Here is an 8,771-nt window from a genome sequence, read left to right as displayed (position 1 = left end):
GCCGCCACCACCGCAGCCCGCGCATCCTCCCGCGTCGCAGACGCGAACGTCCCCAACACCGCCGCATGCCGATGCGGCTGCACCACATCCACCCGGTCACCGCCACCCAGTGACTGCACCCCACCAACCGTCTGCGTCAACTCCACCCGCTCAGCCGCCTGACGCCTCAACTCCCCCTCCAAACGCACCCGCTCCGGGCTACCAGGGGCATACGAACGAACCGGCTCATTGACCGGAGAAGGAACCTGAGTGACTGCATCCATGCAAAACGGGGTGCCCCGTTTCAGATGGTTTGACGCATTACTGCGCCGCGAGCGCGACGGCTTCTTCGAGCGTGTCCACGACGGGTACGCCGGCCGGCTCCAGGCTGGCCCGGGCATGCGAGCCGCCGGTGTAGAGCACGGCCGAGGCGCCGACCTCGCGCGCGGCGTGGGCGTCGTCCGCGGCGTCGCCGATCACCACCACGGTCGTGGGGTCGATCGCGAGCGCTTCCAGGTGCCGGGCGAGGTGCTCGGCCTTTCCGCCGCCGGGTGGGCCGATGCGGCCGTCGACCCGCAGGAAGTGCCCGTCGATGCCGAACCTGCTGACGAACGGCATGAGGTCCTCGTGCGCGGTCAGCGACAGCAGCGACTGGGTGCGCCCGGCGTTGCGCCAGCCGTCGAGGAGCACGTCCACGCCGGGAGTGAGCGTGCAGGAGGTGACGTGCAGGGCGTACGACTTCTGAAACGTCGCGTCCAGCAGCGCCCACTCGTCGGGCGCGGGGATGCGGCCGGTGAGCTTCTCGTAGAACTTCGGGACCGGGACGCAGTAGAGGTCGCGGTAGCGCTCCAGCGTGATCGGCGGGAGGCCGTACGCGGCGAAGGAGTCGTTGGTCGCAGCGATGACCGCGTCGATGTCGTGGAACAGCGTGCTGTTCCAGTCCCACACAATGTGGCGCGTCGGCAACGTACTCATCGGGGCATTGTGCACCGTTCGTCCGACGGAAGCAGCGCCGGCTCAGCCGATGAGATCACCCAGCTCCTGCGTCGCGTACCACATCAGCTCGTGCTCCTCGGCGGCCTCGACCAGCGCCTCGGCCGCCGCGTCGCCGTCCTGCGCGGCCGCGGCGGCGGCGCTCGCGGCCCGCACGGCGGGTTCGGCGTCCTCGGCGTCCATGTGGATCGCGGCGACGCGCTTGAGGGGGATCGTGCCGTCCACGAGCACCGCGCCCGGGCCGAGGCCGGGGGCGGCGGAGACGATCGTGTCCGGCACCTCGGCGGCCAGCACCACACGCCTCGGACGACCGTCGCCCTCCTGGGCGAGGAGCGCGAGCGACATGCGCCCGGCGAGGACGGTGGCGGCGTACTCCAGTTCCTCGGCGTCCTCGGTGCCGCACCAGTCGCGCAGCTCGGCGGTCACCGCGTAGGCGCTGACGGGGGCGGGCGCCACGGCGGCGTCCCGCCGCACCGCGGCAAGGGCGGTCGGCGTCGAGGGGACGTACACGCGCATCGGGGCTCCAGGGCGTGGCGATTGACGGGGACGGCGCCCGTACGTATGAATCCGCACGGTCCGCAGCACTGCATCGTACGAGTCCGCTCGGCACCGGGTGATCCGGTTCCCTCCCCCTCTTGCACCGAATCACCCGGTTTCATCCCGGCGCACGCCCGCGCCCGGCCCCGGCCACGCATGAGCGCCCTGCGGCAACCGCCTGTTTGACGGGTGGCCCGCGCGCCGGATAGCAAATGGCCGGAAAGCGGCGCTGCGGGGGACAGCGCTCAGGCCCGCACCGGCCAACCGCCGTCCTCCCCCAATGCACCACGGCACACGCTTCACGGGGAGGACCGCATGGTCCAGTACAGCAACACCGTCCAGGGCTCCGGGCACGAGACCGCCGCACCGGCCCGACACCGGGTCCCGCCGACGATTCCGGGGGCCATGCCGCACGCGGAGGCGGTTCCGGACGCGCTTCCGGGGATCGTGGCGGCGGCCACCGCGGAGGTGTTCCCGGCGCGGTCGGCCGCCCGAGCCGACCGGCCGCCGCTCACCGACCCGGCCGAAGGGCCGAGACTCGAACTGGTACGTGCGCCCGCCGGCGGCCCGCCCGACCCCCTGGCCCCCGGCGAACCGCTGCCCCGGCTGCGGATTCTGCGGGCACCGCTCTGCGAGCCGGAGTACGACCCGCCGGGTGCCGTCGTGATCCCCTTCCCGGTCCGGCCGCCGGTCGCCGCACGGCCGCAACTGCGCCTCGTCGGCGCCGACGAGGGCCCGCTGCCCACCGAGCCGGATCCCGAGCAAGCCCGGTACCAGGTACGGCGCTTCGCGATCTTCCTGACCGAGACACTGGCCGGACGCCGCCCGCTCCGGCAGTTGAGCGCGCACACCACACCACGGGTCCGGACGGTGGTGGAGGAGTTGCAGCGGCACCTGGACACGCGCCGGACGGGCGCGCTCAGCCTCGTGGCCTCCAACGCGACGGCCCCGGCGGAGGACACCGCCGAGGGCTTCCTGCGGCTGCGGCTCGGCCCCGAACGCTTCCAGGCCGTCGCCGTACGCCTGGACCGCCGCCCCCACCCGACGCGCCCCGACCACCCTCCGACCTGGATCTGCACCGCCCTCCACTACCGGTGACCGCCCACGGCACGGCTCCGCGCCACCAGTCGCACGGCAGAGCCGCAGGGCCGGGCCCAAACGCCCGTCTGGGGGCCTCGCGGCCGGCCCTGGCTCCGTCGACTCTCGCGATGGGTCAGGCCGCCGTTGTGGCGCCGCCGGGGGCATGCCAGGGGCACGTCCGGGGGCATGCTCCGGGCCGTGCGGGCGCCCCGCGCCCGCACCCGGCCGGAAATGCCGCGGGGGCTGTCGTACCGGATCCGGTACGACAGCCCCCGCGGTTTCGGCTCAGCGCTTCTTCTTGCGGGACGCCCGCTGCGCGCGGCGGCGCTCCGCGCGGGTGCCGCCCTGCTCCGGGATGGCGTCCTCGCCGAGGTCCTCCTCGGTGGTGATCACGCCGCCCTCGCCGTCGACCGTCGGCGCGCTGTAGGACAGGTGCGTCGGCCGCTGCGGGGTCTCCAGGCCCTTGGCCTGGATCTGCGGCAGCGCCTGCGCCTTGTCCGTGGAGATGGTCGGCGCCTCGGGGACCTGCTCGATCTGCACCTCGACGTTGAAGAGGTAGCCGACGGACTCCTCCTTGATGCCCTCCATCATGGCGTTGAACATGTCGAAGCCCTCGCGCTGGTACTCGACCAGCGGGTCGCGCTGCGCCATCGCCCGGAGGCCGATGCCCTCCTGGAGGTAGTCCATCTCGTACAGGTGCTCACGCCAGCGGCGGTCGAGCACCGACAGGACGACGCGGCGCTCCAGCTCCCGCATGACCTCCGCGCCGAGCTTCTCCTCGCGCTCCTCGTAGCTCGCCTGCGCGTCCGCCTGGAGCTGCTCGGTCAGGATGTCGACGTCGAGGCCGGAGCGGTCGCCCGCCTCCTCCTCGACCTCCTCGATCGTGATGCTGACCGGGTAGAGCTGCTTGAGGTTGGTCCACAGCTTCTCGAGGTCCCACTCCTCGGCGAAGCCCTCGGTGGCGCCCACGACGTACGCCGCGATGGTGTCGTCGATGAAGTGCCGCACCTGCTCGTGCAGGTCCGCCCCGTCGAGGACCTTGCGGCGCTCGCCGTAGATGACCTCGCGCTGCCGGTTGAGGACCTCGTCGTACTTGAGGACGTTCTTGCGGATCTCGAAGTTCTGCTGCTCGACCTGGCTCTGCGCCGACTTGATCGCGTTCGAGACCATCTTCGACTCGATCGGCACGTCCTCCGGAATGCCCGCGCGGTTCAGCACCGCCTCGACGATGTTGGCCTTGAACAGGCGCATCAGGTCGTCGCCGAGGGACAGGTAGAACCGGGACTCGCCGGGGTCGCCCTGACGGCCGGAACGACCGCGGAGCTGGTTGTCGATGCGGCGCGACTCGTGGCGCTCGGTGCCCAGCACGTACAGGCCGCCGAGGTCGGTGACCTCCTCGTGCTCGGCCTTGACCGCCTTCTTGGCCTTCTCCAGCGCGTCCGGCCACGCCTGCTCGTACTCTTCCGGCGTCTCGGCCGGGTTGAGCCCGCGCTGCGCTAGCTCGGCGGACGCGAGGTGGTCGGGGTTGCCGCCGAGCATGATGTCGGTGCCGCGGCCGGCCATGTTGGTGGCGACCGTGACCGCGCCCTTGCGGCCGGCCTGCGCGACGATCTGCGCCTCCCGCTCGTGGTGCTTTGCGTTCAGCACCTCGTGCGGGACGCCGCGCTTGCGCAGCTGGTTCGACAGGTACTCGGACTTCTCGACGCTGGTGGTGCCGACCAGGACCGGCTGGCCCTTCTCGTGCTTCTCGACGATGTCGTCGACGACCGCGGAGAACTTGGCCTCCTCGGTCTTGTACACCAGGTCGGCCTGGTCGAGGCGCTGCACGTTGCGGTGCGTCGGGATGGGCACGACGCCGAGCTTGTAGATCTGGTGGAACTCGGCCGCCTCGGTCATGGCCGTACCGGTCATGCCGCCGAGCTTGTCGTACAGGCGGAAGAAGTTCTGGAGGGTGATGGTGGCGAGCGTCTGGTTCTCGTCCTTGATCTCCACCCCTTCCTTCGCCTCGATCGCCTGGTGCATGCCCTCGTTGTAGCGGCGGCCCGCGAGGATGCGGCCGGTGTGCTCGTCGACGATCAGGACCTCGCCGTCGACGACGACGTACTCCTTGTCGCGCTTGTAGAGCTCCTTGGCCTTGATCGCGTTGTTGAGGTAGCCGACGAGGGGCGTGTTGACCGCCTCGTACAGGTTGTCGATGCCGAGGTAGTCCTCGACGCGGGCGACACCGGCCTCCAGGATGCCGACGGTGCGCTTCTTCTCGTCGACCTCGTAGTCGCCGACCGGGGTCTCGAGCGGGTCCTTGGTCGGCTCGGCGCGCTTGAGGCGCGTGACCAGCTTGGCGAAGTCGGCGTACCACTTGGTCGCCTGGTCGGCCGGGCCGGAGATGATCAGCGGGGTACGCGCCTCGTCGATGAGGATCGAGTCGACCTCGTCGACCACCGCGAAGAAGTGGCCGCGCTGGACCAGTTCCTCCTGGCTCCAGGCCATGTTGTCGCGCAGGTAGTCGAAGCCGAACTCGTTGTTCGTGCCGTACGTGATGTCGCAGTTGTACGCCTTGCGCCGCTCGTGCGGCGGCATGTTCGCCAGGATGCAGCCGACCGTCAGCCCCAGGAACCGGTGCACGCGGCCCATCCACTCCGAGTCGCGCTCGGCGAGGTAGTCGTTGACCGTGACGACGTGCACGCCCTTGCCGGCGATCGCGTTGAGGTACGCCGGGAGCGTCGACACCAGCGTCTTGCCCTCACCGGTACGCATCTCGGCGATGTTGCCCAGGTGCAGCGCGGCGCCGCCCATCAGCTGCACCTTGTAGTGGCGCTGGCCGAGCGTGCGGCGCGCGGCCTCGCGGACCGTCGCGAAGGCCTCGGGGAGGAGGTCGTCGAGGGTCTCGCCGTCCTCGTACCGCTCCTTGTACTCGTCGGTCAGCGCGCGCAGCTCGGCGTCCGAGAGGTTGGTGAAGTCCTCTTCGATCGACTCGACCTGATCCGCGATGCGGTTGAGCTTGCGCAGGATCTTGCCTTCGCCGGCGCGCAGGACCTTGTCGAAGATGGACACGCTGTGAGAGCTCCTTGCCGAGCGGCGCCCGTCCCGCTGACTGCGAAACGGCACGGCGGGGCCCGTCCCACCGATGGGGCCATGGTATGCGAGGACGCAAGCATCCGACACGCTCTCACCCGGGGGCACAATGTCCGGCATGGAACGTGTCGAGATCGCCGCCGGCAAGTACCAGCTGCGTCCGTGGAACCTGCGGGACGTCGAGCCTGCCCGGGTGGCCCTGAACGATCCGGACATCCAGCGCTGGCGCCTGCCGCGCCGACCGGACGACGACTCCGGATGGCGCGACCCGAACGAGTGGCTCAAGAAGCGTGTCGGCTTCTGGGACGAGGGACAGCACGCCTGCTTCATAGTCATGGACGCCGTGACCGGGGATCCTCTCGGTGACGTGAGCGTCCAGCACATCGACCTGACCCTGCATTCCGCCGAGATCGGCTACTGGTTGATGCCGCACGCGCGCGGGCGCGGGGTGGCCACGCACGCGGTCAACACGGCAACGCGCTGGGCGTTCGGTGCGCTCGGGATCCACCGCATGACGCTCGGCCACGCGGTCGGCAACCCGGCGTCGTGCGCGGTCGCGCAACGCACCGGATATGCACTCGAAGGCGTGATGCGCGACGCCTTCCCGCTGCCGGACGGGGGCTTCCACGACGAGCACCTGCACTCGCGGCTCGCCACCGATCCGCCCGTGCCGGTCGCGTGATCCACCACCCGTGATGCACCGCGTGATCCACCGCGCGTGATCCGCCGCCTGTGATCCACCGCCCGTGCCCGCAACCGAGGCGAATCCCCCCAACGATGCGAACACTTGTTCTAGGGTGCTGTCCATGAGTACGCCCGCCCGCTCCGCTGCCGACTCGACCGACGACTCCCCCGCGCCCGCCGTCACTCCGGCCGTCACGCTCAGCGCCGACGAGGCCCGCCGCATCGTGCTGCGCGCGCAGGGCTTCCTCGGCGTACTCGGCGCACCCGAGCGGCGGCTCGGCGTCGGCGGCGTGCTGCGCCGCCTGGGCGCGGTGCAGCTGGACACGATCTCGACGCTCGCCCGGTCGCACGAGCTGGTGCCGTACGCCCGCCTCGGCGCCGTCGGGCGGACCGCGGTCGAGGACGCGTACTGGGCCGGCGACACGGCCTTCGAGTACTGGTCGCACGCGGCGTGTGTACTGCCGCTGTCGTCGTGGCCCGACTTCGCGTTCCGGCGGCGGCACTTCCGCGGCCGTGGGCACCTGTGGGGGCATCACGTGTCGGACGAGGCGTACAAGTCGGTGCTGGACCGGCTGCGCGCCGAGGGGCCGATGACCGCCACCGAACTCGGCGGGGCCAAGAACAAGGGCGAGTGGTGGGACTGGAGCGACACCAAGATCGCCGTCGAGCGGGCGCTCGCGTTCGGCGACGTGGTGTGCGTGCGGCGGCAGAGCTGGAAGCGCGTGTACGACCTCGCCGAACGGGCCGTGCCCGCCTCGCTCGGCGACCTCGACCGGTCCGACGCGGAGTGCCTGCGCAACCTCGTCACGCTCGCGGCACGCCAACTCGGCGTCGCCACCGCCGCGGACCTGATGGACCAGTACCGGCTCACCCGCGAGCAGGTGCGGGCCGCGCTGCCGGAGACGCCGCTCGTACCGGTCGCGGTCGAAGGCTGGGACACCGGCAACGGCCGTACGCGCACCGCGGGAGAGGCCGGCATGGCGTGGGTCCACCCCGAGGCGCTCGCGACCGCGCCGAAGGGCCGCCACCGCACCACGCTGCTCTCGCCGTTCGACTCGCTGGTGTGGGACCGGCCGCGTACCGCAAGGGTGTTCGGGTTCAACCACCGGCTTGAGGCGTACGTCCCGAAGGCCAAGCGCGAACACGGCTACTTCGTCATGCCGCTGCTCGCCGGCGGCCGCCTGATCGGACGCGTCGACCCGGCCCGCGAGGGCCGTACCCTCGTGGCCCGCCAACTGTCGTTCGAGGCGGGCCGGGTGGCGGAGAAGTCCCTCGACGCGATGGCCACCGCGCTGCGCGAGGCCGCCTCGTGGGTCGGCTGCGACACGGTGCGCCTGGAGCGCGTCACCCCCGAATCGGCGCGCGCCCCCTTGGCGGCCCTGCTCGCCTGACGGCCGGCGGTGGTCCGGCCGCGCACGGCGCCGCGCGTCAGTGGATCTCGAGGATCTTCTCGCGCACCGCGTACACCACCGCCTCCATCCGGGAGTGCAGCTGCAACTTCTCCAGGATGTTGCGCACGTGGTTCTTCACGGTGTTCTCGCTGATGAACAGGATCTTCGCGATGTCCCGGTTGTTCTTGCCGGTCGCGACGAGGCGCAGCACCTCGATCTCGCGGTCGGTCAGGCGCGGCGCGGGGACGAGGCGCCGCTCGTCGTCGCGCTGGATCATCGACTTGAACTCGGTGAGGAGCTTGGCCGCCATGGACGGACTGATCTGGGACTGCCCGTCGGCGACCGCGCGGATGGCGGTGGCCACCTCGTCGGTGGATATCTCCTTGAGGAGATAACCCGTCGCGCCGGCCTTGATGGCTTCGTAGAGGTCCGCCTCGTCGTCGCTCATCGTCAGCATGATGATGCGCGCGCTCGGGGCGACCTCCTTGATCGCGGTGCAGGCCTCGATGCCGCCGCGCCGCGGCATGCGGACGTCCAGCAGCACGATGTCGGGCAACAGGTCCTGGGCCACCTCGACGGCCTCGGCGCCGTCGCCCGCCTCGCCGACCACCTCGATGTCCGGCTCGGCGGCGAGGACGATCTCCAGGCCGCGGCGGAACAGTGCGTGGTCGTCGACCACCAGGACCCGGATGGGCTCCTCGGTCGGGCCCTGCGGGCCGGGCTGAGCAGGGACGTGGCGTGCTCCCACCGTGTCCTCCCCGTCGGTAGGCCCAATGCCGGCGAGACCGCGCTCACGACTCATGGGCACGCTCCGTGTCCGAACCAGCATCCCACGTCATCGCCACGTTGGCCTGCCCCCTCGCCTCGTTTGCCCGCATCCGGTACGTAAACACGTGCGAAAAGATCGGCCGGAAGCCCGGCCGGCGGTGCAACGCGCGGCCCGCCGCCTCGAACCTGGTCGAGGCGGGGGGCCGCGCACGGGGGCGGCACCCCCGCAGGGGGGGACGCGACGAGATCGGACAGGCCGGGGGGTGG

7 protein-coding genes and 1 pseudogene are annotated in these 8,771 nt (G+C 71.2%); 3 read left to right on the top strand and 5 right to left on the bottom strand.

Features of this window, described 5'->3' with window-relative positions; all coding sequences use genetic code 11:
- From AB0C36_RS41775 to AB0C36_RS41765, 3 genes and pseudogenes are all read right to left on the bottom strand, one after another.
- A pseudogene (locus AB0C36_RS41775) lies at positions 1-263 on the bottom strand (L-glutamate gamma-semialdehyde dehydrogenase); the annotation flags it as partial.
- Between the two features lie 37 nt (positions 264-300).
- On the bottom strand, positions 301-954 hold the full coding sequence (locus tag AB0C36_RS41770; protein WP_358364702.1) for an HAD family hydrolase: 654 nt from the start codon (positions 952-954) through the stop codon (positions 301-303).
- 42 nt (positions 955-996) lie between these two features.
- Positions 997-1,488: a DUF6912 family protein gene (locus AB0C36_RS41765; RefSeq protein WP_358364699.1), complete on the bottom strand. Its 492-nt coding sequence runs from the start codon at positions 1,486-1,488 to the stop codon at positions 997-999.
- A 336-nt stretch (positions 1,489-1,824) separates the two neighbouring features.
- Here AB0C36_RS41765 and AB0C36_RS41760 point away from each other — a divergent pair, with 336 nt between their 5' ends.
- On the top strand, positions 1,825-2,607 hold the full coding sequence (locus AB0C36_RS41760; protein ID WP_358364697.1) for an Rv3235 family protein: 783 nt from the start codon (positions 1,825-1,827) through the stop codon (positions 2,605-2,607).
- A 267-nt stretch (positions 2,608-2,874) separates the two neighbouring features.
- On the opposite strand, the gene secA is transcribed toward AB0C36_RS41760, so the two are convergent.
- Complete coding sequence (gene secA, locus AB0C36_RS41755; RefSeq protein ID WP_358364695.1) at positions 2,875-5,640, bottom strand: preprotein translocase subunit SecA; 2,766 nt, start codon at positions 5,638-5,640, stop codon at positions 2,875-2,877.
- 139 nt (positions 5,641-5,779) lie between these two features.
- Between secA and AB0C36_RS41750 the strand changes: the two genes are divergently transcribed.
- Positions 5,780-6,343 carry a GNAT family N-acetyltransferase gene (locus tag AB0C36_RS41750; RefSeq protein WP_358364692.1) on the top strand — a complete coding sequence of 188 codons (564 nt, stop codon included), beginning with the start codon at positions 5,780-5,782 and terminating at the stop codon, positions 6,341-6,343.
- Between the two features lie 124 nt (positions 6,344-6,467).
- Complete coding sequence (locus tag AB0C36_RS41745) at positions 6,468-7,736, top strand: winged helix-turn-helix domain-containing protein (RefSeq protein WP_358364690.1); 1,269 nt, start codon at positions 6,468-6,470, stop codon at positions 7,734-7,736.
- A gap of 37 nt (positions 7,737-7,773) precedes the next feature.
- Here the strand turns inward: AB0C36_RS41745 and AB0C36_RS41740 are convergent, their stop codons facing one another.
- Entirely contained in the window at positions 7,774-8,565 is a 792-nt protein-coding gene (locus AB0C36_RS41740) for a response regulator (protein WP_435839228.1), read from the bottom strand.
- Positions 8,566-8,771: the final 206 nt, after the last annotated feature.

It is taken from the genome of Streptodolium elevatio (assembly GCF_040649515.1).
Classification (GTDB): domain Bacteria; phylum Actinomycetota; class Actinomycetes; order Streptomycetales; family Streptomycetaceae; genus Yinghuangia; species Yinghuangia elevatio.
The sequence above is the reverse complement of the archived record's forward strand: the minus strand, read 5'-3'. Positions and strand labels throughout refer to the sequence as shown.